Genomic DNA, 22,014 nt, shown 5'->3' on the forward strand with positions numbered 1-22,014 from the left:
ATCATGTAAAAGAATAACGCCATGAGCGAACGAACGACTTCTGCAAGCTGGGCGATGGGGATTGTCAAAGCATTGGAGATGGACGGCCTGGATTGCCGGGTACTGTTCAAGCAGCTGGGGCTCGATTACGCCGCCCTGGATGATCCGGATGCGCGCTTCCCGCAAGATTCCATGACCCGCCTCTGGCAACGGGCGGTCGAGCTGTCCGGCAACCCGGCGATCGGCCTGAACATGGGCAAAGTAGTGCGTCCGGCCTCATTCCACGTTGCCGGCTACGCCTTGATGTCGAGCAACACCCTGGCCGAAGGCTTTCAACGCCTGGTGCGTTATCAGCGGATTATCGCCGAGAGCGCCGACCTGAGTTTTCGTCTGCTCGAAGAAGGCTATGCGCTGATTCTGACGGTGCATGGCGATCACCTGCCGCCGACCCGGCAGAGCGCCGAAGCCTCGCTGGCCTGTGCGCTGGGCCTGTGCGGCTGGTTGACCGGACGCACCCTGCACCCGGTCAAAGTGCTGTTTCAGGGTGACGAGCCCGCCGACCTGCAACCTTACCGACAAGCCTTTCATGCGCCACTGATGTTCAACGCGCCGTACGATGCGCTGATTTTCGAACGCGCCGACATGGAGGCGCCACTGCCCACCGCCAACGAAGCCATGGCGCTGTTGCACGACCGGTTTGCCGGAGAATATCTGGCACGGTTTTCCGAAAGCCGCGTGACCCACAAGGCGCGCCAGGTGTTGTGCCGTTTACTGCCGCAGGGCGAACCCAAGCGCGATACCGTGGCGCAGACCCTGCACCTGTCCCAGCGCACCTTGCAGCGCCGTTTGCAGGAGGAGGGCACCAGTTTTCAACAGTTGCTCGACGACACTCGTCGCGAACTGGCCGAGCAGTATCTGGCGCAGCCGAACATGACCTTGCTGGAGATTGCCTATCTGCTGGGTTTTGCCGATCCAAGCAACTTCTTCCGTGCGTTTCGCCGCTGGTTCGACACCACGCCCGGCGATTACCGGACGCGGCTGTTGCAGGCGCCGGTCAGTGACGCCAAAAGGCCGGAATACACAGCACAAACACCGTAATGATCTCCAGTCGGCCGAGCAGCATGCCGAACGACAGGATCCACTTCGCGGCATCCGGCAAGGTGGCAAAGTTGCCCGCCGGGCCGATGGTCTCGCCCAGGCCCGGGCCGACGCCGGACACGGTGCTGGCAGCGCCGGTCAACGCGGTCATCCAGTCCACGCCGAGCAGCGACAGCAGCAGGGCGATCACGCAAATCGTGATCGCGAAGAAGAACGAAAAAGTCAGAATCGAACGCACGATCTCTTCGTCGAGACGGTGACCGTTGTACTTCTGCTTGATCACCGCGCGCGGGTGAATCAACTGGTTAAGGTTGGCCTTGAGCAGGATGTAGGCCACCTGAAAGCGGAATATCTTGATCCCGCCCGCCGTCGAGCCGGAGCAGCCCCCGACAAAGCCCAGATAGAAAAACAGCATCAGCGAGAAATTGCCCCACAGGCTGTAGTCGCCGAGGGCGAAACCGGTGGTGGTGACCACCGAGGTCACGTTCAGCGCCACGTGCCGCAGCGCTTCCAGCCAATGCAGCTTGGTGGTCCACCAATACCAGGTGCCGAGCACCAGCCAGGTCACCAGCAACATGCCGAGCAAACCCTGCACTTGCTGATCCTTGATCAGCGCCTTGCGATTGCCGCGCATGGTCGCGACGTACAGGGTGAACGGCAGGCTGCCGAGGATCATGATCACCACCGCCACCCAGTGCACCGCCGGTTGCGTCCACTTCGCCAGTGACTGGTCGGAGGTGGAGAAACCGCCGGTGGAAATCGCCGACATCGCGTGGTTGATCGCATCGAACGGGCTCATCCCGGCCCACCAGAACGCCAGGCTGCCGAGGATGGTGATGCCGACGTAGGCCGCCACAATCAGGCGCGCCACCATGTGCGAGCGCGGCATGACCTTTTCCGAGCGGTCGGACGATTCGGTCTGGAACAGGCGCATGCCACCGATGCGCAGCAACGGCAGAATCGCCACCGCCATGCCGATGAAGCCGATGCCGCCGAGCCAGTGCAGCAGCGAGCGCCACATCAGGATGCCCGGCGACATGGTGTCCAGCCCGCTGAGCACGGTCGAGCCGGTGGCGGTGATGCCGGACATGCTCTCGAAGAACGAGTCGGTGTAGCTGATGTGCTGGGTCAGCAAAAACGGCAGCGCGGCGAAAATGCACACCACCAGCCAGCTGCTGACGGTCAGCAGATACATGTCGCGCGGGCGCAGGTGGATGTGTTCGGGGCGGCCGGGGATTACCAGTGCAAGGCCGGCGACGAAGGTAATCATGCTCGCCCAGAGAAACGACGGCAGATCGCCGGTGCGCTCGAAAATCACCAGGGTGGCCATGGGCACAACCATGGCGATGGCCAGGGTGATCAGGAAGATGCCGATGATGAAACCAATGATCCGTAAGGTCGGCAACGCCATGAAGTCCGCTCGGGCTGATGTAGGAAGGGCGCCATTCTACCCGTGGGGCAGGGCATGTAAACCGGCACCCTGTTGCCGGATACCGCTAGAATAGCCGCACATTTTTCTCAGGAGGTGGCCGATGCAGGCTCTCGACGCTTTGCTCAACCGTGTTTCCGTTCCACGCCTGGTCGAACCGGCCCCTACCGCCGAGCAGCGCGAAGCCCTGTTTGGCGCAGCCCTGCGCGCGCCGGATCACGGCCACTTGCAGCCGTACCGTTTCCTCACCGTCGAAGGCGCGGCACGCGAGCAGATGGGCGAGTTGCTGGCCGAAGCGGCGCAGATGCAGGAAGGCGAAGTCACTGAAGCGATGATCGACAAGGCGCGCAACGGCCCGCTGCGGGCGCCGCTGGTGGTCGTGGTGATCGCGAAACTGCAGGATCACGTCAAGTACCCGAAGGCCGAGCAGTTGCTGGCGGCTGGGTGTGCGGCTCACGGGATTCTGCTGGCGGCGTATGCGCAGGGGATTGGTGCGGTGTGGCGTACTGGTGATCTGGCGTATTCGAAACATGTGGCCCAAGGGTTGGGGCTGGCAGAGGGCGAAGAGGTGATCGCGTTCCTGTATCTCGGCACGCCGCAGAAGGAGCCGCGTGTGGCCGAGAAGGTTGATCTGGCCGAATTCGTCAGCGCCTGGCCGGGCAAGGCCTGACACCACCGATCAAATGTAGGAGTGAGCCTGCTCGCGATAGCGGTGGATCAGTCAATGAATTTTTGTCTGATCCACCGCTATCGCGAGCAGGCTCACTCCTACAGGTTTGATCAGGGTTGCACGACGGCGCCCGGCACCAACGGCAATTCCAGACTGGCGACAAACCCGCCGTCAGGATGATTGGCCAGCAGCAGACTCCCGCCATGCCGCTCCGCCGCGCGTCTGGCAATCGCCAGGCCCAGGCCATGTCCCGGCGCCGTCTGCCCCGGCGCCCGGTAGAACGGCTCGCCCAACTGGCTCAGATGCTCGGCCTGCACGCCCGGCCCATGGTCGCGCACGCTCACCACAATCCGCTCGCCCTGACGTGTGGCCTGCATTTCGATTGCCTGCCCCACTGGGTTGAAGCGTTGGGCGTTGCGCAGCAGGTTGTCGACGGCGCGCTCAATCATGGTTGGCCAGCCGGTCATACTCAGTTGCGGTTCCGCATCCAGGCGCACGGTCTGCTCCGGCGAGCCAAGTTGCGCGTCCTTCTGCAGTGTGCCGAGCAGCGCATTCAGGTCTACTTCTTCAGCACTGGCGTTGTCGGCATCGACACGCGCCAGCACCAGAATTTCGCTGATCAGCGCTTCGAGGCGATCACATTCGCGGGTCAGGCGTGGCCAGAGCTTTTCCCGTTCTTCAGGATTGGCCCGTTCCGCCAGTGCCAGCGCAATCCGCAGTCGCGCCAGAGGTGAGCGCAGTTCGTGGGACACATCGCGCAGCAACTGACGCTGACTGCCGATCAGGCTTTGCAGGCGCGCGCCCATGCGGTTGAAGTCATTGGCCAGCACGCCGAACTCATCGCGGCGGTTGGCCAGTTTCGCCAGGCTGTTCTGTTGATAGGTGGTCTGTCCCAGATCATGCACCGCGCCGCGCAAACGGCTGAGCGGGCGGGTGATGGAGAAGGTCACCAGCAGGCTGAACAGGGTCAGCACCACCAGCGCAATGCCCAGCGCACTCAGCGGCCAGAGCAGGCTTTCGCGGTGCCAGGCGTCGAGTTCCGGGTGCGGGATGCGGAAGATGAACAGGTAGGTGTCGCCGGTTTTTTCGCTGGTAAATTCGTCGGTCAGCCGGCGCCAGGGCAGGCGTCGGTCATCGTTGTTCTGTCGTGCTTCGAAGGCGGCGGCCCGGCGCGGGAAAGTGCCGCGCACCACCGGGTCGCCGCTTTCGTTCAGCACCTGCACATCGATGTGATATTGGCGCTTGCGTTGTTCGAGGATGTCCTGCGCGGCGTCTTCGCCCTGGGCTTCGTAGGTTTGCGTCCATTCGGCGGCCAAAGTGTTGAGGCCCGGATGGCGGCTGAGAATCCACGCGTCCTGGTTGAGCATGTGCCCGAGCAGGATCGATAACCCCGCCACCAGAGCGATGGCCAGCCAGAAACTCGCGAGAATACGCCAGAACAATGAACGCACAGAAAACCCTCGGAACAGACACAAAACCTCTGTAGGAGCTGCCGCAGGCTGCGATCTTTTGATTTTGTTTCAAGATCAAGATCAGAAGATCGCAGCCTGCGGCAGCTCCTACAGATTCGGATGTAAACAGGCCCGACGGGGTTAGCCGTCGGGCCTGTGATTAGAACATTATTGCGCTTTTTGCGGTTGCTGCGCTTTCCACGCCTTGAACTCGGCCCATTCGGCGCGGCGTTCAGCCTGTTTCTTCTGGATCTCGTCGAACTTCTTCTGTTGATCCGGTTTCAGCAGGTTGCGTACGTCAGCTTCGGCTTTCTTGTGGTTGGCGGCCATCTCGTCTTTCATGGCTTTCTGGTCAGCCGGTGAGAGTTTTTCCAGGTATTTCTCAACTACCTGGCGACGCTCGTGCATCTGCTCGCCCATGATCTTGCGGATCTGATCGCGCTGTTCGCGGGTCAGGTCGAGTTGGCTGTACGGGCCTTTGCCGTGTTCGCCGTGCATCTGACCGCCGTGGCGTGGGCCGTCGAGCGGGCCACCCATCGGGCCACCATCCTGTGGCATGGCCATGGCGACGGTTGGCAGAGCGGCAGCGAACATCAGAGCGATAAGAGTCTTGCGCATGGTGTATCTCCTTGTCTCGTTCCCGGTACGTTCCGGATGAGTTCAGATTACGGAGATCAAGGTCAGCGGCGGTCAGCGCTGCGTAAAGCTTGGGTAAAGACGCTTTGTTTCCAGCCTTACACATATCCCCTGTAGGAGCTGCGGCACGCTGCGATCTTCTGATCTTCAAAAGCAAAGATCGCAGCCTTCGGCAGCTCCTACAGGGGGGCGTCGTTGTGTTGGACGACCTCGTCGCGGTGGTTGGATCAGAGGCTGTAGTAGTAACCACGGCTGCGCAGGGCGACGATCCGCGGGCGGCCGTCGGGGTGGGGGCCGATCTTCTTGCGCAGGTTGCTGACGTGCATGTCGAGGCTGCGGTCGTACAGGGTCAGCTTGCGGCCGAGGGCCAGTTGCGCCAGTTCCTGTTTGTCCAGCGGTTCGCCGGGCTGCTTGAGCAGCGCTTCGAGCAAACGGCTTTCGGAAACGGTGAGGGTCAGTTCTTTCTCGTCGATGCTGACCACGCCACGCACCGGGCTGAAGCTCAGGTCGCCCAGTTCGAGCTGGGTCGACACGGCGGCCGGGTGACTGCGGCGCAGCACGGCGCGCAGGCGCGCGGTGAGTTCACGCGGATCGCAGGGTTTGGCCAGGTAATCGTCGGCGCCCAGCTCCAGACCGAGAATGCGATCCAGCGGTTCGCCCCGGGCCGAGAGCATCAGCACCGGCAAATCGGCGTGTTCGCTGCGCAATTGCTTGAGCAGCTCCAGACCGCTGCCGTCGGGCAGCATCACGTCCAGCACCACCGCCGCCGGGGCGGATTCGGCCAACGCCTTGCGCGCGCTCTGGCCATCGTGGCAGGCGCGTACCTGGAAGCCTTCCTGGCTCAGCCAGCTACTCAGGAGTTCGCACAACTCCTGGTCATCATCAATCAGTAACAGCTCGCTCATGACTCACTCAATTTAGCCATTGCCGACGTTTTCGGCTTGCTCCACTGGCAAAGATACCGCACAGCAGCGCCAATAGCGCTACCCCGGCGCCCGTGACGAACCATTGCTGCTGTTCGGTCAACAGACGCGGCAAGGGACTGGCCTGGGCTTCCTTGAGTTGCAGCTTCAGGCGCTGATTCTCCTGGCGCAACCGGGCAAGCTGGGCGCTTTCGCGGGTGTTGTCGGCATTTTGCAGTTGTTTGCTCAGTTCTTCCCGCTGCTGCTCGCTGGCCTTCAGGCGCTGCTGCAGTTCGGTAATCTGACTGCCGGCACTTAACGACAATGGCGTGGAGCTGCCGCTTTCGGTGGTTTCCTCACCATGGGCGGGCGCCATGATCGACAACGTGACCCACATCAGACACAACGGACCTTTGCGCATTGCGATTCCTGCTTGCAAATGGATATTGGGCAGGTTGTCGGCAGGCAAACGAGAATAATGAGCGATTGAGAACGGTGAGAATAAGGAAGGTTCAGTGCCAGAGGCAATGCAGAGTTGAGGCACCTGTTGAAACTGTGGCGAGGGAGCTTGCTCCCGCTGGACTGCGCAGCAGTCCCATTGCCTTTGAAAAGCGGGGCCGCTGCGCGACCCAGCGGGAGCAAGCTCCCTCGCCACAAAGTCCCTCGATATTCCTTGGTTACGGCAAAACTTGCTTGAACGGCTTGACGATCACATTGGCGTACACGCCGGCGGCGATGTACGGATCGGCGTCGGCCCAGGCCTGGGCGGCGCTCAGGGAGTCGAATTCGGCGACGATCAGGCTGCCGGTGAAACCTGCAGCGCCCGGATCATTGCTGTCGACCGCCGGGTGCGGGCCGGCCAGTACGATGCGGCCTTCGCCCTTGAGCACTTGCAGGCGTTCGAGGTGGGCCGGGCGCGCGGCGAGGCGGGCTTCGAGCGAGTTGGCGACGTCGGTGGCAATGATGGCGTAGAGCATGTCAGTCCTCGGTTTTCGGCGTTGTGGTATCGGCGTCATGCAGATGGCGAGACAGGTAGATGCCCTGACCGACCAGGAACAGCACGGTCATGCCCAGGCTGCCGAACACCTTGAAGTCGACCCAGATGCTCTGGAAGGTGAATGCCACGAACAGGTTGGCAGCACCGCAGAACAGGAAAAAGGCGATCCAGGCGATGTTCAGGCGGGTCCAGACCGGATCCGGCAGGGTCAGCGCGTGGCCCATTATGCGTTTGATCAGCAGGCGGTCACCGATGAAGTGACTACCGATGAAGGCCAGGGCGAACAGCCAGTTGACCACCGGGGCTTTCCATTTGAGGAAGGTCTCGCTGTGGAACGCGAGGGTCAGGCTGCCGAAAACCAGACAGGCGATCAGGGTCAGCCACTGGCTCTTTTCCAGCTTGCGCTGTTTGATGAAAAGCGCGCCGTAGACCACCAGGGAGCTGATGATCAGCATCGCGGTGGCGCTGTAAATACCGCCTACAGTCACTTCATGGCCGGCAACGTCGACGACCCGCGGATCAAGTTTGTAAACGATGAAAAACAGCAGAAGCGGGATGAAATCGATGAATTGTTTCACAGTGAGAGCCAGAAGCTGGATGTGGCGGCATAATAACAAACATATGGGCGCGCGATAGCGCCAGCTGATTTGAGGTTACAACTCCCCGTGAATGTTGATTTGCACTGCCACAGCACGGCCTCCGATGGCGCCCTGGCGCCTGCGGTTCTGGTTGCGCGTGCGTTCGAAAACGGCGTGCGAGTCCTGGCGTTGACCGATCACGACACCCTCGAAGGCCTCGCCGAAGCACGCAGCGCCGCCGAAGAACTGGGCATGCAACTGGTCAATGGCGTCGAACTGTCCTGCACCTGGGGCGGGGCGACCATCCATGTGCTGGGCTACGGTTTCGACGTCAACGCCGCGCCATTGGTCGAGGCCATCGCCAGATTGCACGATGGCCGCTGGCTGCGGTCGGAAGAAATAAGCCGCAAGCTTGGCCTCAAAGGTATGCCCGGTGCCCTCGAAGGCGCCCGGCAGATCCAGCAGGAGCTGGGTGACAGCGGCAACGCCCCGGCCCGTCCGCATTTCGCCGACTGGATGGTGCGCGAAGGTTTTGTAAAGGATCGCGCCGAAGCATTCCGCAAATGGCTCGGCGCCGGCAAGCTGGGTGACGTCAAACAGCACTGGCCGACCCTGGAAGACACTGTCGGCACCCTGCGCGCCGCCGGGGCGTGGGTCAGTCTGGCGCATCCATGGCACTACGATTTCACCCGCAGCAAGCGCCGAAAGCTGATTGCCGACTATATTCAAGCGGGCGGGCATGCAATCGAAGTGGTCAATGGCCATCAGCCTGCGGAACAGGTCGGCAGCCTGGCAATCCTTGCCCGCGAGTTCGGTCTGCTGGTCAGCGCCGGCAGTGATTTCCATGGCCCTGGAGGCTGGTCCGAGATTGGCCAGTACCGGCCGGTTCCCGAGGACCTTCCACCCCTGTGGTGTCGGTTCAAACATGACACAGATATTGCCGCCGTCTGAACAGGTAGAAAACGTGAGTCAATTTTTCCAGATCCATCCGGAAAACCCGCAAGCGCGCCTGATCAAACAGGCGGTCGAGATCATCCGCAAAGGCGGGGTGGTGATTTATCCCACGGACTCTTCCTACGCCATCGGTTGCCAGATCGGCGACAAGACCGCGATCGAGCGCGTGCGCCGTCTGCGTCAGCTCGACGAGAAGCACAACTTCGCGCTGATCTGCAGTGACCTGTCGCAACTGGGCAACTACGCCAAGATCGACACCGGCACCTTCCGCATTCTCAAGGCGCATCTGCCGGGGCCTTACACTTTTATCCTCAACGCCACCCGTGAAGTGCCACGGCTGTTGCTGCATCCGAAAAAACGCACCATCGGCCTGCGGGTGCCTAGCCATCCGATTGCCCTGGCGTTGCTGGCCGAACTCGGCGAGCCGCTGATGAGCGTGACCCTGATCATGCCCGGCGATGAAGATCCGCTCAGTGACCCGTACGAAATGCGTCAATTGCTTGAACATCAGGTGGACCTGATCATTGACGGCGGTTTCGGCGGGATCAAGGCGTCTACCGTGATTGACCTGACCGGCGACGACCCGGAAGTGATCCGCGTCGGTTGCGGCGACCCCGCGCCGTTCATGGTCGAGGCCTGAATGTCCGCAGTGGAAACCGTTGTCGATCCGCAGGCCGGCGCCCAGCAGGAATTGCCGTTTGCCATGGTCTATGGCCAGGCGGTCACGGAAATGCCGCTGGACCTGTACATCCCGCCGGATGCGCTGGAAGTGTTTCTCGAAGCCTTTGAAGGCCCGCTTGACCTGCTGCTGTACCTGATCCGCAAACAGAACATCAACATTCTCGACATCCCGGTGGCGGAAATCACCCGTCAGTACATGGGCTATGTCGAGTTGATGCAGTCGGTGCGTCTGGAGCTGGCCGCCGAGTACCTGGTGATGGCGGCGATGTTGGCCGAGATCAAGTCGCGGATGCTCCTGCCACGCGCCGAAACCGTCGAAGACGAAGAGGACGACCCGCGCGCCGAACTGATCCGCCGCTTGCAGGAATACGAGCGCTTCAAGGCTGCCGCCGAAGGCATCGACGGTCTGAGCCGGGTCGGGCGCGACGTGGTGGTGCCCAAGCTCGACGCCCCCGAAGCCCGGGCGCGCAAGCTGCTGCCGGACGTCGCGCTGGAAGAGATTTTGATGTCCATGGCCGAGGTGCTGCGCCGGGGCGACATGTTCGAAAGCCATCAGGTCAGCCGCGAGGCGTTATCGACCCGCGAGCGCATGAGCGATGTGCTTGAACGGCTCAAGGGCGGTGGTTTTGTGCCATTCGTCGAGCTGTTCACTGCCGAGGAAGGTCGCCTCGGTGTGGTGGTGACCTTTATGGCAATCCTTGAGCTGGTCAAGGAATCCTTGGTCGAGCTGGTGCAGAATGAGCCGTTCGCCGCGATCCACGTGCGAGCCCGAGCCGAATAACGAGTCGAAACATGAACCTGACTGAACCCCGCGAGCTGGCGCCCCTGCTTGAAGCCTTTCTGTTGGCCTCGGGAAAACCGCAATCGCTTGAACGTCTCTACGAACTGTTCGAAGAGGGCGAGCGCCCCGAACCGCCGGTCTTCAAGAAAGCCCTCAGCCTGCTGGCCAAGTCCTGCGAGGGCCGCGCGTTCGAGCTTAAGGAAGTGGCCTCCGGCTACCGCTTGCAGATCCGCGAGAAGTTTTCGCCGTGGGTCGGCCGCTTGTGGGAAGAACGTCCGCAACGCTATTCCCGGGCGCTGCTGGAAACCATGGCGCTGATCGCCTATCGCCAGCCGATCACCCGCGGCGAGATCGAGGACGTGCGGGGCGTGGCGGTCAACACCAACATCGTCAAGACGCTGATCGAGCGCGAGTGGATCCGCATCGTCGGTTACCGCGACGTACCGGGCAAACCGGCGATGTTCGCCACCACCAAGGCGTTTCTCGATCATTTCAACCTGAAGAACCTCGAAGATCTGCCACCGCTGGCTGAGCTGCGCGAGATGGAAACCGAGCCAGTCCTCGATTTTGACGACGCACCAGTGCCGCAGGGCGTGCAGGAACGGGCCGACGCCAGCGGCGAACCGGAAGAACCGAAGGAAGAAACCAGTTTCCATACGCTGTTGCTGGAGCTGGACAGCATGGAAGAGGGGATCAAGACCGACTTCGATGACTTGTTGCGCGATGCCGCTGATGGCGAAGCGTCGACGACTGAGCCTGAAACCGAGAGCGTCGAGCCGACGAGTGAAGTTGAACCTGAGGCCGAGCCTGAAGCCGAACCGGAAGAGGACGTGCTGGGCGTTGCCGAAGCCCGGGAAAAGCTTCTGGCCGCCGTCGCCGCCCTCGAACAACCGGCACCAGCGTCCGAGTCCGAGTTGAGCGAAGAAGAAGCCGAGGCGCGTGCCCTGGCCGAAGCCATCGAAGCCGAACGCCGCGAGTTCGAAGACTGAGGCGCGCCGAAAAGATTGCAGCCTGCGGCAGCTCCTACATTGGAATGCAGTCCCTGTAGGAGCTGCCGAAGGCTGCGATCTTTTGATCTTCAAGGGAGACCCCATGAGTTCCACCAAAGACCCGTGCATCAGCCTGTGCAAGTTCAGCGACGACATCTGCCTCGGCTGTGGCCGCAGCAAGCGCGAGATCCGTGCCTGGAAGAAACTCGACAAGGACGACAAGCGCACAGTGCTGGCCGAAGCCGCGCTGCGCCTGATCAAGCTCGGTGGTGCCGGTCGGCGGAAAAAGAAATAAGTCGCCAACCATCAGCTAGTCTCTGATGCGCGATGGCGCACATCCGCGTATGATTCGCGACCCTTCGGCGATCCCTTCGCCCGAAAACCAGATTTCAATGCTTCAGGCGCCGCCTGAACAGACCACACCGGGAGGTGCCCAGATGAGTGACATCAATCAGCAAGACGACCAGGAAATCGGCCCAGCAGGCGAAAAACTGCAGAAGGTTCTCGCCCGTATCGGCGTCGGCTCGCGCCGTGACGTCGAAGCCTGGATCAGCCAGGGCCGGATCAAGGTCAATGGCAAAGACGCCACCCTCGGCCTGCGCGTCGACATGCACGACGCCATCACCATCGATGGCAAGGTGATCAAGCGCGAAGAGGCTGCCGAGTCGGTACGCCGCGTGATCATGTACAACAAGCCCGATGGCGAGATCTGCACCCGTGACGACCCGGAAGGCCGTCCGACCGTGTTCGACAAGCTGCCGCGTCCGAAAGAAGGCCGCTGGATCAACATCGGTCGTCTCGACATCAACACCACTGGTCTGCTGATGTTCACCACCGACGGTGAACTGGCCAACCGTCTGATGCACCCGTCCTACGAGATGGACCGTGAGTACGCCGTGCGTGTACGCGGTGAAGTCGACGACGAAATGATCGAGCGTCTGAAGGCCGGCGTGGTGCTGGAAGACGGCCCGGCGCGTTTCACCGACATTCAGCAGGCACCGGGCGGCGAAGGCTTCAACCACTGGTATCACTGCGTGGTGATGGAAGGCCGTAACCGTGAGGTTCGTCGTCTGTGGGAATCCCAGGGCCTGGTGGTCAGCCGTCTGAAGCGCGTGCGTTTCGGTCCGGTGTTCCTCAACTCCGACCTGCCGATGGGCCGCTGGCGCGAAATGAGCCAGTACGAAGTCGACGTGCTCAGCGCCGAAGTCGGCCTGACCCCGGTGGCGATGCCGCAACTCAACGCCAAGAGCAAGGACAGGCTGGAGCGTATGCAGCGTAAATCGTCGCGGCCGATGGCCAAGACCGAGCGCGTGCGTACCTTGCGTCCAGCCGCTGGCGCGCCGACCGGTCCGCGTCCGAGCCGTGAGCCGCAGATCGAAGGCGAGCGTCCGGGCCGCAAGCCAGTGGCCCGTGATGGCGAGCGCGCACCGCGTCCGGCCAACGGTCGTACCGAGCGTGGCGAAGGTCGTGCGCCTGCCGGTCGTGGTACGCCGGTAGCGGATCGTCCTGCCGACACCAGCAACAAGCGTCCAGCCAAGCCTGCACCGAAGCGTCCGGGCATCAAGCTGGTCGACGGTGACAAGCCGTCGGGCAAGCGCCGTGGCGCACCGGCCGGTTCCGGCCAGCGTCCGGGTTTTGGTCGCAAGAAGCCGGAATAAGGCAAGCTTCGAGCTAAAACAAAAACGCCAACCGCAGGGTTGGCGTTTTTTTTCGTCTGGCAGAAGTTATGTAGCGACTGATTCGGCCTCTTCGCGAGCAGGCTCGCTCCCACATTGGAAATGCGTCAAACACAAATCCGCTGTGGGGGCGAGCCTGCTCGCGAAGGCGTCAGTCGCCTGAAACACACAGCATCCGTCTGGATTATTGGCTGGGTTGCGCGCTGTTCCTGTAGGAGCTGCGGCACGCTGCGATCTTTTGATCTTCAAAAGCAAGATCAAAAGATCGCAGCTTCGTTTCACTCGACAGCTCCTACAGGGCGCAGTGGCTTCAAAACAGAAATTTTTGCTTAGAAGACAAAGCGACCATCAAATACTGGCTTGTCATCCAGCGCCAACACGCCGCCCGAGAAGATCAGGTCCAAATGATGGCTGCCCTTGGCTCCACCGCCCAGGCCCAGGTGCAGACCGCAATGCCGTTCTTCGAATCCGGCATTGCGCGCATACAGATCTTTTACCCCTTCGTTGGTGCCAATCCCCAGTTCCTCGATGCGCCGGTTCGACGGGTTGGCGTCCAGGTACTTGTTGAAATCATGCTCCAGCCCCGGCACATCGGTGGCGATGCGGCTGATGGTCGAGTTCTCGATCCACAGTTCCAGTGGCGACTCCAGCACGCCGTACTTGCGTGCAAACGGGATGGTGCTGAGGAACGTGCCCTTGAATTTCACATGGCCGTTGATGGCTTCGCTATGGGTGGCGATTTCGCCGGGGGCCAGGTCGAAGTTGCCGACGCCGTTGATGTCGGTCCACTTCTTGATGCTGCTCAGCGGCGTTTCAAACCAGGAACCGTGGTCGTCCTTGAAGCTCAGCGTCGTCGCTTGGGACATGCGCTGGATCAAGTGGCTGTTGAGCCCGGCGATACGCTGCGGGGTGACGCTGAAGGTGTCGTAGAAATAGTCGCCGTAATCCTTGAACAGCAGCGACTTCTTCCAGTTTTCCGCCATCACGCCTTGCAAGGCGCGAACGAACTCCGGGCCGTCGGGGCGCGGGTTGGGCAGGGTGGAAGAGTCGTAGAAGAAAATGTACAGATCGCTGTCGGCAATCGCTGTAGTCAGCGTTGCGGTGCTTTCCAGGTCCAGGCGTCTGGCGCTGAAGGTGAAGCGGGGATGATCGCCGGCCTGTTCGGCGATGGCGCCGGTCAGGGCTTCGTAATCGGCGGTATGGCCGAGCAGTACCTTCGCCGAGTCGAGCCCGGCAAGGGCAGGGTGATGTTCGAGGTAGTAAAGGAAATGCGAGATCGCGCGGGGCTTATCCATGAGTCCTCCCTGACTGACCGTGAAGAAAGCGGCAGGCACGACCGGCCGGATCGTGCCTGCCCGGGGATGTCTTACAGAGGCCACATCGCCGTGCCGAACGGAACCACGGCGTCGGCTTGCATCATTTCCACGGCGGCCTCATGGGTTGGTGCTTCAAACCATTCGTCCAGTTGCAGTTCGGTATCCAAGTCTTTTTCCAGTGCTTGCATGGTCGATCTCCTAGATGACTTTCGCGGTTATGACTGGCCGGTCGAGTTGGCCGGCAAGACGTGAAGAACCTAGTTCAGGGTGTTTTGTAATGCAAAAAATTATTTATTTAAAATTTAAATAAACTTTTTATTCTGTTTTTAACCGGCGGATTTCTTATTTGAAAACAAAAAACTAAGCGGCAACTTTCATTAGCAAGCTTGCTACCGTCAATTTGCAGACGTCCTACAGAATTTTCCGAAATGGAAAATCTGCGTTACGCCTCGTAAAGAAAAGTTTACGAAAACACCGGTAAAGCCCAGTGGATTTACCCCTGTGCCGCCGCTGTAAGGAAAACCTGCCGAAGCCCGGCTGCAAAGGTGTCGCGCAGGGCTCTGGCGCGCTTGTTTCAGCGCTCTTTGCAGGGTGAGATGCGCCTCATGCCTGTCGTGCAGGCGCATAACAAGAAGGAGGCGCAATGAACGCCGAGATTGATCTTCACTTCTCTCCGTGGGGCGGTTTTTCGCTCGTCCCCGTCGATGGCCTGCAAAGGCCTGACCCAATTTTTGCAGCCGCCCGGACATCTCGAGGCGGACCCACGCAATCCCGGCAAGCGCCACGCTGATCCAGTGGGGTCTGGCAGCAGGGGGTTAGCGGTGTACAATGCGCCGCGTTTTAACTGTGACCCTCTGCGTAATCGCGTAAACCTCAAGGTTATCCGCCTTGTTCACTCCGCCGCGTCACAAGCGTGTCGGGTTCGATTTCGTCACAGATAAAAACAAACAGGTGACGCATGACCGTTGTAAAAAAGCTGAATTCCTGGTGCTTGCGCTGGGGTTTGATCGAGGTTGTCTGAAATCGCAACCTTGCAACAACGTCTACTGAACATCATCAAACCTTGCGTGGGACCTTTTTCATGAGTGGACAAAACTCGCAATCAGGCGAGCTGAAACGCGGCCTGAAAAATCGCCATATTCAACTGATCGCCCTCGGTGGCGCGATCGGTACCGGATTGTTCCTCGGCTCGGCCGGGGTCCTGAAATCCGCTGGCCCGTCGATGATCCTCGGCTACGCCATCTGCGGCTTCATCGCCTTCATGATCATGCGCCAGCTCGGCGAGATGATTGTCGAAGAGCCGGTGGCCGGTTCCTTCAGCCACTTCGCGCACAAGTACTGGGGCGGTTTTGCCGGCTTCCTGTCGGGCTGGAACTGCTGGATTCTGTACATTCTGGTGGGCATGTCGGAGCTGACCGCGGTCGGCAAGTACATCCACTACTGGGCGCCGGATATTCCGACCTGGGTCACCGCCGCTGCATTCTTCGTGCTGATCAACGCGATCAACCTGGCCAACGTCAAAGTCTTCGGTGAAGCCGAGTTCTGGTTCGCGATCATCAAGGTCGTGGCGATTGTCGGCATGATTGCGCTGGGCAGCTACCTGCTGGTCAGCGGCCATGGCGGCCCGCAGGCCTCGGTCAGCAACCTGTGGTCGCACGGCGGGTTCTTCCCCAACGGCGTCAGCGGTCTGGTGATGGCGATGGCGATCATCATGTTCTCCTTCGGTGGCCTGGAAATGCTCGGTTTCACCGCCGCTGAAGCCGACAAGCCGAAAACCGTGATCCCGAAAGCGATCAACCAGGTGATCTACCGCATCCTGATTTTCTACATCGGCGCGCTGGTGATCCTGCTGTCGCTGACCCCGTGGGACAGCCTGCTGGAAACGCTCAACGCTTCCGGCGATTCGTACAGCGGCAGCCCGTTCGTGCAGGTGTTCTCGATGCTCGGCAGCAACACCGCCGCGCACATCCTCAACTTCGTGGTCCTGACCGCAGCGCTGTCGGTGTACAACAGCGGCACCTACTGCAACAGCCGCATGCTGCTGGGCATGGCCGAACAGGGCGATGCGCCGAAAGGTCTGGCGAAGATCGACAAGCGCGGCGTGCCGGTGCGTTCGATCCTCGCATCGGCGGCGGTCACTCTGGTGGCGGTGCTGCTCAATTACCTGATCCCGCAGCAGGCGCTGGAATTGCTGATGTCGCTGGTGGTTGCGACCCTGGTGATCAACTGGGCGATGATCAGCTTCTCGCACTTCAAGTTCCGCCAGCACATGAACAGGACGCAGCAGACGCCGCTGTTCAAGGCGCTGTGGTATCCGTATGGCAACTATGTCTGCCTGGCGTTCGTGGTGTTCATCCTTGGCGTGATGCTGCTGATCCCGGGCATCCAGATCTCGGTGTACGCGATTCCGGTGTGGGTCGTGTTCATGTGGGTCTGCTACGTGATCAAGAACAAGCGTGGGGCGCAGCAGGCGCTGCACGCGGCAAGTGCTTCGAAGTAAGCGCTGAGGCAAAAACGACAAACCCGGCCAATGTGCCGGGTTTTTTATTGCCCCTGTAGGAGCTGCCGAAGGCTGCGATCTTTTGATCTTGATCTTTAAAACAGATCAAAAGATCGCAGCCTTCGGCAGCTCCTACAGGGTTGATGGCGTATCCTGCGGGTTCTGATTACGGATGCTTTTCCATGCTGGTGATTTCCAACAACGTGCATCTGCCGGATGCCGAGATCGAATTGATGGCCATTCGCGCGCAAGGCGCCGGTGGGCAGAACGTCAACAAGGTCTCCAGCGCCGTGCACTTGCGCTTCGACATTCCGGCCTCGTCCTTGCCCGAGTTCTACAAGGAGCGGCTGCTGGCGCTGCGTGACAGTCGCATCACCAGCGATGGCGTGCTAATCATCAAGGCCCAGCAGTACCGCACGCAGGAAGCCAATCGCGCCGATGCGCTGGAGCGTCTGGTCGAGTTGATCCTCAGCGCCACCAAGGTAGAAAAGAAGCGCCGCCCGACCAAGCCGACCCTCGGCTCGAAGAAGCGCCGGCTCGAATCCAAGACCAAGCGCGGCAGCATCAAGGCCGGGCGTGGCAAGGTGGATTTCTAGTCTTCGCGGTACTTCGCCGTGTGCTTGTACAGATACACGCTCAACGCCAGACCGCTCAGTGCAGCGAGGGCGGCGAACAGGAAGATCGAAGCAAAACCGAAACCCGCCGCAATGGCCCCGGCCAATGGCCCGGTGATCCCCAGCGACAAATCGATGAACAACGAATAGGCGCCGACTGCCGCGCCTCGGCTGGAGGCCGGCACCAGATTCACCGCTTCCACGCCCAGCGCCGGGAATACCAGCGAGAAGCCGAAACCACTGAGTGCCGCCCCGGCCAGCGCCCAATGAGCGTCAGGTGCCAGCCACAGCAGCAACAGGCCAAGGGTTTCTACCGACAGGCAGGCAATCGCCACGCGAAAGCCGCCGAGACGGTTGATCAGGTTGCCGAACAGCAGGCGCGCGCCGATGAAGCTGGCGCCGAACAGGCTCAGGCACAGCACCGCGTTGTCCCAATGCCGGGTGGCGTAATACAGGGTGATGAAGGTGGCGATGGTGCCGAAACCGATCGAGCCCAGGGCCAGGCCGCAGCCGTGGGGGAACACGCGGCCGAGCACATGTATGAACGGCAAGCGCTCGCCGGCGACAATCGGCGCCGCGGTTTTCGGCCACGCCAGCAGCAGGCCCAGCGCCGCCAGCAGGATGATGCTGACGCCCATGCTCCACAGTCCCAACTGGCCAACCAGCCACACGCCGAACGGCGCGCCGACCGCCAGCGCACCGTAACTGGCGATGCCGTTCCACGAGATGACTTTGGCGGTGTTCGCCGCGCCAACGCGGCCAATGCCCCAGCCGATCGAACCGGAGCCGACCAGGCTTTCCGCGCTGCCCAGCACCAGACGGCCGATCAACAGGCTGATCAGGCTGAGCATCGGCAGGTTCGGTGTCCAGGCCGAAATCAACATGAACACACCACTCAAACCGCAACCGGCCAGACCGATCATCACCGCGCGCTTGCTGCCCTGGTTGTCGATGATCTTGCCGGCGTACGGACGGCTGAGCAGGGTGGCGAGGTATTGCACGCTGATCACCAGCCCGGCGATCACTGCGCCGAAACCAAGGTCACTGTGGACGTAGCCCGGCAGCACGGCGAGCGGAATGCCGATATTCAGGTAGCCGATAAAGGTGAAGAGGACGATGGAAACGACTTGCAGCGTGACTGCCAGGGGGCGTTGGGGTTGTGACATAGAGGGCGGCATGGGGAACGATCCACGGCAGAGCAGTATTAGATAGGCTGCTTATGATACCGGCGCGAACGAGTCTGGGGCGGGGAAAAGTAAAACTATTTGCCGGAGGGTGGAATCACGGTTTGGCCGGGGCGACCAGTTGCGTGGTGACGAGGGCGGCAAGGGCATTTTCTTCGCTGCCGAAACGGGCGAGCAGGGCAGCCTGTTTTTCCGGGGAGAGACGGTTCCAGATCTCGATCATTTTCTCGGTCGCGCCGATCAGCACGGCAGCTTGGCTTTCAGAGAATTCGTCGGTCATGGCGGGCTCGGTTTCAGGCAGTGTGGAAAGCGCATCTTAGCGCTTTCCACACGGTCTGTACGGCGGGTTTTACTCTTCGTTGTCGGCCTTGCGGCTCTCGACGGCTTCTTTCGGCTCGGGCTGTTGGGCCCCGGCTTGTTGCGTGGTCGTCTGCTCAGGTACGTGCAGGCTTGGGAAGGGGAGATTAGGAATCTCGTGCATGGTTGCGCTCCTCGCTAAGTCTGTTGATAGATCTGGTAGATCCGCGCTTCTTGAAAGCCTGCGCAGGATACAGCAGGAAAAATGACAATCAGACTTTTAATTGAAAATAATGCGACAGATGGCCGCAGGGAGGGGCGAAGTTGGCAGGTCACCGCAGAAACAAATGTGGGAGCGAGCCTGCTCGCGAAGGCGGTATGTCAGGCAACATTTTCGTTGAATGACACTCCGCTTTCGCGAGCAGGCTCGCTCCCACAGGGTTTTGTATTGCAGTGACTATTTGCAGGCGTTGGCGATGGCCTCGGCCAGCAGTGCCAGGCGCGTGGCGTCGATCCCGGCAACGTTGGCCCGGCCCGAGCTGACCATGTACACGCTGTGCTGCTCACGCAGTTGTTTGACCTGCTCCGGTGACAGCCCGGTGTAGGAGAACATCCCGCGTTGCACGCCAATGTGCGCAAAGCGCTCGCGCAGACCGTGTGGTTCCAGTGCTTCGACCAGACCGCTGCGCAATTGGGCAATGCGCAGACGCATGGCTTCCACTTCATCGGCCCAGCGCGCCTTCAGCTCCGGATCGGCGAGGATGGTCGCGACCACCGCTGCGCCGTGATCCGGTGGCGTCGACCACAGGTTACGGGCGATGTTGGCCAGTTGGCTGCGGATGTCGATCAGCTTGTCGGCGGTTTTCGCGCAGACGATCAGCGCACCGGTGCGGTCGCGATACAGGCCGAAGTTCTTTGAGCAGGAACTGGTAATCAGCAGCTCGGGCACTTCGGCGGCGAACAGTCGGGTCGACCATGCGTCCTGCTCCAGCCCATCGCCAAAGCCCTGGTAGGCAAAGTCGATCAGCGGCAGCAGGTCACGGCGGCGCACGACGTCGAGCACGCGCTGCCAGTCGTCATGGTTCAGGTCGAAACCGGTCGGGTTGTGGCAGCAGGCATGCAGCAGTACCACGTCGCCTTGCGGCACTTCGTTGAGTACGGCGAGCATCGCCTCGACGTCGAGGCGGTTGTCGCTGCCCACGTACGGGTAGTGACTGACCTTGACCCCGGCTGCAGCGAAAATCGTCTCGTGGATCGGCCAGGTCGGGTTGCTCAGCCACACGCCTTTGCCCGGCAGGCACTGGGCGATGAAGTCGGCCGCCAGGCGCAGGGCACCGGTGCCACCCGGAGTCTGGGTGGCGCCGGCGCGCTGCTCGGCGATCAGCTTCGAGTCGGCGCCAAGCACCAGCTCATTGATCAGCTTGCCGAACAGCGGGTTACCGTGCCCGCCGATGTAGGTCTTGGTGTCCTGGCTTTCGACCAGTCGCGCCTCGGCGATTTTCACCGCTTCGGGGATCGGCGTCAGGCCCTGGGCATCCTTGTAGACGCCAACGCCCAAGTCGAATTTGCGCGGGTTAATGTCCTGCGCATAAGCCTCCATCAAACCGAGGATCGGGTCGCCGGGTACCCGGCCGATGGCGTCGAAGTGCATTACTTGCGTCCTTCTGCGGTCTTGGCCACTTCGTCAGTGCGCGCAGCCATGATGAAGTCGTTGCGGTGCAGGCCTTTGATCGAGTGGCTCCACCAGGTCACGGTGACTTTGCCCCACTCGGTCAGCAGACCCGGGTGGTGACCTTCGGCCTCGGAGATTTCACCGACGGCGTTGGTGAACGCCAGTGCGTGCTTGAAGTTCTTGAACAGGAAGACTTTCTCCAGCTGCATGATGCTGTCGCGTACTTCGATGTTCCAGTCAGGGATCTGCTTGATCAGGATCGGCAGTTCTTCGTCGCTGACTTGTGGCGCATCGGCGCGGCAGGCTTCGCAGTGGGCTTGGTTCAAAGTGGACATGGTGTGATTCCTGAAATCGAGTGTGTTTTTTTTATAGAAGCTATCGGCCCGTCAATGCCGTCACGCTAAACCAAAGTGACGGCGACTGACAGACTCAATTGTCAGCAAAAGACGCGGATCACGCGGCTTTCGGTTTGGGCGGAAACTTAGGTGCATGCAACCCCAGCTGCATGCCTTGGCGAACCATGGCCATGATGTCTTCATGGGCGACATCGAACAGGCGCTTGAGGTTCGGCAGGACAAAGTACAGCGGCTGCAGGATGTCGATGCGATACGGCGTGCGCATGGCTTCCAGCGGATCGAAGGCCTGATGCTCGGGTTCGTCCGACAGCGAGTAAACGGTCTCCTTCGGCGAGGACAGGATGCCGCCGCCGTAGATGCGTTTGCCTTGTGGGGTATCGACCAGACCGAACTCGATGGTCATCCAGTACAGGCGCGCCAGGTACACGCGCTCTTCCTTGGTGGCCTGCAGGCCGAGCTTGCCGTAGGTGTGAGTGAATTCGGCGAACCACGGGTTGGTCAGCAGCGGGCAGTGGCCGAAGATCTCGTGGAAAATGTCCGGCTCTTGCAGGTAGTCCAGTTCTTCGCGGGTACGAATGAACGTGGCCACCGGAAACTGTTTGCTGGCGAGCAATTCGAAGAAGGTCTGGAAGGGGATCAGTGCCGGGACGCGGGCAACCTGCCAACCGGTGGTCTCACCGAGCACCTTGTTGATCTCACCGAGTTGCGGAATGCGGTCGTGGGGCAGACCGAGTTTTTCGATACCGTCCAGGTATTCCTGGCACGCGCGACCCTCGATCACTTTCAGCTGGCGGGTGATCAGCGTGTTCCACACCGCATGTTCTTCGGCGGGGTAGTCGATAAAACCTTGCGCATCGGGCTCGCGGGCCACGTATTGCGTCTGCTTCATACTGCTCTCCTGCTAGGGGAATTCGTTCTTGTTATGTCCAGCGATGGACTGAGAATTACCCGAGAGTGGGGTGGGATGCAGCAGGTTGAACGAGTTCCTTATAGGAACAATCGCCCTATTTCGTAAAAAAATCGTTACGCTTTGGCCGGTATCGCGCATTTGCGGTGATTTGCAGGTTTGAAAAGGGCCGTGGCTGTCACATAATCTTGACAACTATCTGCGCGCCTCGACAGAAAAGTCTGGCGCTAACACCTGTGGGAGCGAGCCTGCTCGCGAATGCGGTCTGTCAGGCACATCAATGCTGAGTGTGCAGCCGCCTTCGCGAGCAGGCTCGCTCCCACAGGTCTGTGTTCAACCTTATTGCT

The 22,014-nt window shown here is 60.8% G+C and carries 25 protein-coding genes; 10 read left to right on the forward strand and 15 right to left on the reverse strand.

Annotated elements, in window-relative coordinates; genetic code table 11:
* Positions 1-21: 21 nt before the first annotated feature.
* Positions 22-1,077, forward strand: coding sequence for an AraC family transcriptional regulator (locus LOY52_RS07320; RefSeq protein WP_258678930.1), 1,056 nt, complete (start codon positions 22-24; stop codon positions 1,075-1,077).
* On the opposite strand, the gene LOY52_RS07325 is transcribed toward LOY52_RS07320, so the two are convergent.
* The gene (locus LOY52_RS07325; RefSeq protein ID WP_123589074.1) at positions 1,034-2,488 is read right to left on the reverse strand and encodes a TrkH family potassium uptake protein; all 1,455 of its coding nucleotides are present in this window, start codon (positions 2,486-2,488) and stop codon (positions 1,034-1,036) included. The two genes, LOY52_RS07320 and LOY52_RS07325, sit on opposite strands and share 44 nt — an antisense overlap.
* Positions 2,489-2,609: 121 nt before the next feature.
* On the opposite strand from LOY52_RS07325, the gene LOY52_RS07330 reads away from it, so the two are divergent.
* The gene (locus LOY52_RS07330; RefSeq protein WP_258678931.1) at positions 2,610-3,176 is read left to right on the forward strand and encodes a nitroreductase family protein; all 567 of its coding nucleotides are present in this window, start codon (positions 2,610-2,612) and stop codon (positions 3,174-3,176) included.
* Positions 3,177-3,286: 110 nt separating this feature from the next.
* Here LOY52_RS07330 and LOY52_RS07335 read toward each other — a convergent pair whose 3' ends face one another.
* The 6 genes from LOY52_RS07335 to LOY52_RS07360 all read right to left on the reverse strand — a co-directional run bounded on the left by LOY52_RS07335 (position 3,287) and on the right by LOY52_RS07360 (position 7,740).
* Positions 3,287-4,627, reverse strand: coding sequence for a cell wall metabolism sensor histidine kinase WalK (locus LOY52_RS07335; protein WP_258678932.1), 1,341 nt, complete (start codon positions 4,625-4,627; stop codon positions 3,287-3,289).
* 168 nt (positions 4,628-4,795) lie between these two features.
* Entirely contained in the window at positions 4,796-5,245 is a 450-nt protein-coding gene (locus LOY52_RS07340; protein ID WP_041073072.1) for a Spy/CpxP family protein refolding chaperone, read from the reverse strand.
* A gap of 245 nt (positions 5,246-5,490) precedes the next feature.
* Entirely contained in the window at positions 5,491-6,168 is a 678-nt protein-coding gene (locus tag LOY52_RS07345) for a response regulator transcription factor (protein WP_007966021.1), read from the reverse strand.
* 7 nt (positions 6,169-6,175) lie between these two features.
* The gene (locus LOY52_RS07350) at positions 6,176-6,586 is read right to left on the reverse strand and encodes a translation initiation factor 2 (RefSeq protein WP_027613976.1); all 411 of its coding nucleotides are present in this window, start codon (positions 6,584-6,586) and stop codon (positions 6,176-6,178) included.
* A gap of 256 nt (positions 6,587-6,842) precedes the next feature.
* Entirely contained in the window at positions 6,843-7,142 is a 300-nt protein-coding gene (locus tag LOY52_RS07355; protein WP_007966019.1) for a YciI family protein, read from the reverse strand.
* 1 nt (position 7,143) lies between these two features.
* A complete protein-coding gene (locus LOY52_RS07360; protein ID WP_258678933.1) occupies positions 7,144-7,740 on the reverse strand; it encodes a septation protein A in 597 nt (198 codons plus the stop codon).
* An 87-nt stretch (positions 7,741-7,827) separates the two neighbouring features.
* Here LOY52_RS07360 and LOY52_RS07365 point away from each other — a divergent pair, with 87 nt between their 5' ends.
* From LOY52_RS07365 to rluB, 6 genes are all read left to right on the forward strand, one after another.
* Positions 7,828-8,691: a PHP domain-containing protein gene (locus tag LOY52_RS07365; protein WP_003222765.1), complete on the forward strand. Its 864-nt coding sequence runs from the start codon at positions 7,828-7,830 to the stop codon at positions 8,689-8,691.
* A gap of 13 nt (positions 8,692-8,704) precedes the next feature.
* Complete coding sequence (locus tag LOY52_RS07370) at positions 8,705-9,334, forward strand: L-threonylcarbamoyladenylate synthase (protein ID WP_007966016.1); 630 nt, start codon at positions 8,705-8,707, stop codon at positions 9,332-9,334.
* A 123-nt stretch (positions 9,335-9,457) separates the two neighbouring features.
* A complete protein-coding gene (locus LOY52_RS07375) occupies positions 9,458-10,156 on the forward strand; it encodes a ScpA family protein (protein ID WP_171061841.1) in 699 nt (232 codons plus the stop codon).
* Positions 10,157-10,167: 11 nt separating this feature from the next.
* Positions 10,168-11,145: an SMC-Scp complex subunit ScpB gene (gene scpB / locus LOY52_RS07380; protein WP_258678934.1), complete on the forward strand. Its 978-nt coding sequence runs from the start codon at positions 10,168-10,170 to the stop codon at positions 11,143-11,145.
* Between the two features lie 103 nt (positions 11,146-11,248).
* The gene (locus LOY52_RS07385) at positions 11,249-11,440 is read left to right on the forward strand and encodes a DUF1289 domain-containing protein (protein WP_047292462.1); all 192 of its coding nucleotides are present in this window, start codon (positions 11,249-11,251) and stop codon (positions 11,438-11,440) included.
* A gap of 142 nt (positions 11,441-11,582) precedes the next feature.
* Entirely contained in the window at positions 11,583-12,803 is a 1,221-nt protein-coding gene (gene rluB / locus LOY52_RS07390) for a 23S rRNA pseudouridine(2605) synthase RluB (RefSeq protein ID WP_258678935.1), read from the forward strand.
* A 347-nt stretch (positions 12,804-13,150) separates the two neighbouring features.
* Here rluB and LOY52_RS07395 read toward each other — a convergent pair whose 3' ends face one another.
* Positions 13,151-14,116, reverse strand: coding sequence for a leucyl aminopeptidase (locus LOY52_RS07395; protein ID WP_258678936.1), 966 nt, complete (start codon positions 14,114-14,116; stop codon positions 13,151-13,153).
* A 71-nt stretch (positions 14,117-14,187) separates the two neighbouring features.
* Complete coding sequence (locus LOY52_RS07400) at positions 14,188-14,325, reverse strand: hypothetical protein (protein WP_003222780.1); 138 nt, start codon at positions 14,323-14,325, stop codon at positions 14,188-14,190.
* Positions 14,326-15,218: 893 nt separating this feature from the next.
* Here LOY52_RS07400 and LOY52_RS07405 point away from each other — a divergent pair.
* Together LOY52_RS07405 and arfB are read left to right on the forward strand one after the other, a co-directional pair.
* The gene (locus LOY52_RS07405) at positions 15,219-16,637 is read left to right on the forward strand and encodes an amino acid permease (RefSeq protein ID WP_258678937.1); all 1,419 of its coding nucleotides are present in this window, start codon (positions 15,219-15,221) and stop codon (positions 16,635-16,637) included.
* A 182-nt stretch (positions 16,638-16,819) separates the two neighbouring features.
* On the forward strand, positions 16,820-17,233 hold the full coding sequence (gene arfB / locus LOY52_RS07410; protein ID WP_258678938.1) for an alternative ribosome rescue aminoacyl-tRNA hydrolase ArfB: 414 nt from the start codon (positions 16,820-16,822) through the stop codon (positions 17,231-17,233).
* Here arfB and LOY52_RS07415 read toward each other — a convergent pair.
* From LOY52_RS07415 to phhA, 6 genes are all read right to left on the reverse strand, one after another.
* Entirely contained in the window at positions 17,230-18,417 is a 1,188-nt protein-coding gene (locus LOY52_RS07415; RefSeq protein WP_258678939.1) for an MFS transporter, read from the reverse strand. The two genes, arfB and LOY52_RS07415, sit on opposite strands and share 4 nt — an antisense overlap.
* A gap of 115 nt (positions 18,418-18,532) precedes the next feature.
* Positions 18,533-18,715, reverse strand: coding sequence for a hypothetical protein (locus tag LOY52_RS07420; protein WP_003222790.1), 183 nt, complete (start codon positions 18,713-18,715; stop codon positions 18,533-18,535).
* 69 nt (positions 18,716-18,784) lie between these two features.
* Positions 18,785-18,916, reverse strand: coding sequence for a hypothetical protein (locus tag LOY52_RS07425; protein WP_258678940.1), 132 nt, complete (start codon positions 18,914-18,916; stop codon positions 18,785-18,787).
* 273 nt (positions 18,917-19,189) lie between these two features.
* A complete protein-coding gene (locus LOY52_RS07430) occupies positions 19,190-20,383 on the reverse strand; it encodes an amino acid aminotransferase (protein WP_258678941.1) in 1,194 nt (397 codons plus the stop codon).
* Positions 20,383-20,739 carry a 4a-hydroxytetrahydrobiopterin dehydratase gene (locus LOY52_RS07435; protein ID WP_003222798.1) on the reverse strand — a complete coding sequence of 119 codons (357 nt, stop codon included), beginning with the start codon at positions 20,737-20,739 and terminating at the stop codon, positions 20,383-20,385. The genes LOY52_RS07430 and LOY52_RS07435 overlap by 1 nt, the downstream gene beginning before the upstream one ends.
* A 118-nt stretch (positions 20,740-20,857) precedes the next feature.
* Entirely contained in the window at positions 20,858-21,649 is a 792-nt protein-coding gene (gene phhA / locus LOY52_RS07440) for a phenylalanine 4-monooxygenase (RefSeq protein ID WP_007965510.1), read from the reverse strand.
* Positions 21,650-22,014 lie beyond the last annotated feature (365 nt).

Origin of the sequence: Pseudomonas sp. B21-051 (assembly GCF_024748795.1) — a bacterium.
Taxonomy (GTDB): Bacteria; Pseudomonadota; Gammaproteobacteria; order Pseudomonadales; family Pseudomonadaceae; genus Aquipseudomonas; species Aquipseudomonas putida_A.

What these genes read in the sequence shown, in the direction of transcription:
- LOY52_RS07345 (WP_007966021.1), bottom strand. Translation starts at nt 6,168, where the DNA reads ATGAGCGAGCTGTTACTGATTGATGATGACCAGGAGTTGTGCGAACTC.
- scpB (WP_258678934.1), top strand. Translation starts at nt 10,168, where the DNA reads ATGAACCTGACTGAACCCCGCGAGCTGGCGCCCCTGCTTGAAGCCTTT.
- LOY52_RS07340 (WP_041073072.1), bottom strand. Translation starts at nt 5,245, where the DNA reads ATGCGCAAGACTCTTATCGCTCTGATGTTCGCTGCCGCTCTGCCAACC.
- LOY52_RS07405 (WP_258678937.1), top strand. Translation starts at nt 15,219, where the DNA reads ATGAGTGGACAAAACTCGCAATCAGGCGAGCTGAAACGCGGCCTGAAA.
- LOY52_RS07355 (WP_007966019.1), bottom strand. Translation starts at nt 7,142, where the DNA reads ATGCTCTACGCCATCATTGCCACCGACGTCGCCAACTCGCTCGAAGCC.
- LOY52_RS07425 (WP_258678940.1), bottom strand. Translation starts at nt 18,916, where the DNA reads ATGCACGAGATTCCTAATCTCCCCTTCCCAAGCCTGCACGTACCTGAG.
- phhA (WP_007965510.1), bottom strand. Translation starts at nt 21,649, where the DNA reads ATGAAGCAGACGCAATACGTGGCCCGCGAGCCCGATGCGCAAGGTTTT.
- LOY52_RS07320 (WP_258678930.1), top strand. Translation starts at nt 22, where the DNA reads ATGAGCGAACGAACGACTTCTGCAAGCTGGGCGATGGGGATTGTCAAA.
- LOY52_RS07325 (WP_123589074.1), bottom strand. Translation starts at nt 2,488, where the DNA reads ATGGCGTTGCCGACCTTACGGATCATTGGTTTCATCATCGGCATCTTC.
- LOY52_RS07385 (WP_047292462.1), top strand. Translation starts at nt 11,249, where the DNA reads ATGAGTTCCACCAAAGACCCGTGCATCAGCCTGTGCAAGTTCAGCGAC.
- LOY52_RS07430 (WP_258678941.1), bottom strand. Translation starts at nt 20,383, where the DNA reads ATGCACTTCGACGCCATCGGCCGGGTACCCGGCGACCCGATCCTCGGT.
- LOY52_RS07400 (WP_003222780.1), bottom strand. Translation starts at nt 14,325, where the DNA reads ATGCAAGCACTGGAAAAAGACTTGGATACCGAACTGCAACTGGACGAA.
- LOY52_RS07350 (WP_027613976.1), bottom strand. Translation starts at nt 6,586, where the DNA reads ATGCGCAAAGGTCCGTTGTGTCTGATGTGGGTCACGTTGTCGATCATG.
- rluB (WP_258678935.1), top strand. Translation starts at nt 11,583, where the DNA reads ATGAGTGACATCAATCAGCAAGACGACCAGGAAATCGGCCCAGCAGGC.
- LOY52_RS07330 (WP_258678931.1), top strand. Translation starts at nt 2,610, where the DNA reads ATGCAGGCTCTCGACGCTTTGCTCAACCGTGTTTCCGTTCCACGCCTG.
- LOY52_RS07420 (WP_003222790.1), bottom strand. Translation starts at nt 18,715, where the DNA reads ATGACCGACGAATTCTCTGAAAGCCAAGCTGCCGTGCTGATCGGCGCG.
- LOY52_RS07395 (WP_258678936.1), bottom strand. Translation starts at nt 14,116, where the DNA reads ATGGATAAGCCCCGCGCGATCTCGCATTTCCTTTACTACCTCGAACAT.
- LOY52_RS07415 (WP_258678939.1), bottom strand. Translation starts at nt 18,417, where the DNA reads ATGTCACAACCCCAACGCCCCCTGGCAGTCACGCTGCAAGTCGTTTCC.
- LOY52_RS07435 (WP_003222798.1), bottom strand. Translation starts at nt 20,739, where the DNA reads ATGTCCACTTTGAACCAAGCCCACTGCGAAGCCTGCCGCGCCGATGCG.
- arfB (WP_258678938.1), top strand. Translation starts at nt 16,820, where the DNA reads ATGCTGGTGATTTCCAACAACGTGCATCTGCCGGATGCCGAGATCGAA.